We start from the raw sequence: 1,431 nt of genomic DNA, 5'->3' as shown, positions 1-1,431 counted from the left end.
TATTACTACGGCGCACCGCCTTTTCCGGCCGCCCCGCCGATGCCCGGCCCAAAACGCCACCGGCACTGGCTCATCGCGATAGTGACCACCGCGGCTGTGCTCGCGATCGCCGTCGTCGTTGTCATCGTCGGCAGCGGTTCCTTGGCTTCAATCACCGATGACAAACTCGACATCACCGCCGCAGAGTCGGGTGTGCTAAGCGTGCTGACCGAGCCGACCACCGGATACGGCTTGCACGATGTGCAGGATGTCCGCTGCAATCACGGCGTCAACCCGCCGATCGTCAAAGGCGCAACCTTCGTCTGCGAGTTCACCATTCACGGCCGCCCGAGCCAGGCCACCATGACGTTCCTCGACGACACCGGCGCTTACGCTGTGGGCCGCCCTCAATAACCGGGCACATCACCACAGCCGCGGTCGCTGCAGGGGCTCAAGCCCGCGCTGGGCGCGGCTCACGCCGTGGTGCCCACGGGGCCGCGGCGTCGTCGGTAGAAATAGATGACTCTCGGTTGGTCAGAACGAGTGGTTGCCTTGTGGGTCGAGGATGAACCCGTGGCTACCCGTCTCGCAGGTGGTCGTCGTTGAGGTGACGGCGCAGGTGCCCAGGTCGGGGGCGGTGATGCTACTGCCGGCGGGGAGCAGCTTGTAGGTGTCCGGGCTGATCGGTACGACTGCAGCTGTACTGTCACTTCTGCGGTATTGCTCCTGTTCGGTCAGGTCTTTGGTGTCGAACGTCGTCGGGCCGCGATTGCTTGTGCGAACGAGGTTCGACGATGTCGCCGGCAGTGCGCCCCAGCATTCGGCTATCGAGGCGTTGGGTTTCTGGTTGTATTTGAGTCGGCAGCGATACCCGCTGGGGGTGAGGAATTGCAGGCCGACCCATCCGGGATAGTCGTTGTATTGCGGGTAATCCTCGTAGCGCATTGGGGCATAGCGACTCAAATCCGGCATTTGAGCCGGGTCGGCCACCGCTGACGGCGGGTGAGCTACGGCCAGCGCCATCGTGGCGGCTGCCGCCCATCGCTTCACCGTCGCGTTGCGCATGTCTCTACCTTGTCATGGCGGATGGCGGTTAAGCGACGGCCGCCCTGAATAATTCGGCGCATCACAGCGCCGCGGTGGTTGGGCGGGCGCGAGTCCGCGCCGAGGGCGGATACGCCGTCGTGTCTAGGAGGCCGGGGCGGCGGCGTAGTCGGTATTGAAGGTGGTTTCCACGGCGGCGATGAGCGCCGGCGCGGTCGTGGTGTCCAACGTCAGCGACAGTTCGCGGTTCTCGAAAGGCTTGTGGTACTGAGGTTTTCGCTGCCGATGATGAGGTCGGTGTTGTCGGTGAGCAGTATTTGTTCGTGCATGTACAGGGCCGCTGTGGTGTCTGGGAATTGGTGCACCGAGCAGCCCGCTGACGACACTTCGGACACGGCGTGCGCCCAT

Annotated in this window: 2 protein-coding genes; one reads left to right on the top strand and one right to left on the bottom strand. The window is 64.0% G+C overall.

The genetic code is table 11. The features are described 5' to 3' along the window. Nucleotides 1-393: DUF4333 domain-containing protein (locus A5700_RS00585; protein ID WP_156670993.1), on the top strand; the 393-nt coding region annotated here is incomplete at its 5' end. 120 nt (nt 394-513) lie between these two features. On the opposite strand, the gene A5700_RS00580 is transcribed toward A5700_RS00585, so the two are convergent. Then, the gene (locus A5700_RS00580; RefSeq protein WP_156670992.1) at nt 514-1,044 is read right to left on the bottom strand and encodes a hypothetical protein; all 531 of its coding nucleotides are present in this window, start codon (nt 1,042-1,044) and stop codon (nt 514-516) included. Nucleotides 1,045-1,431: the final 387 nt, after the last annotated feature.

The sequence above is a fragment of the Mycobacterium sp. E1214 genome, assembly GCF_001666755.1.
Classification (GTDB): domain Bacteria; phylum Actinomycetota; class Actinomycetes; order Mycobacteriales; family Mycobacteriaceae; genus Mycobacterium.
Note: the sequence above shows the minus strand (reverse complement) of the source record. Positions and strands in the feature narration are given on the sequence as shown.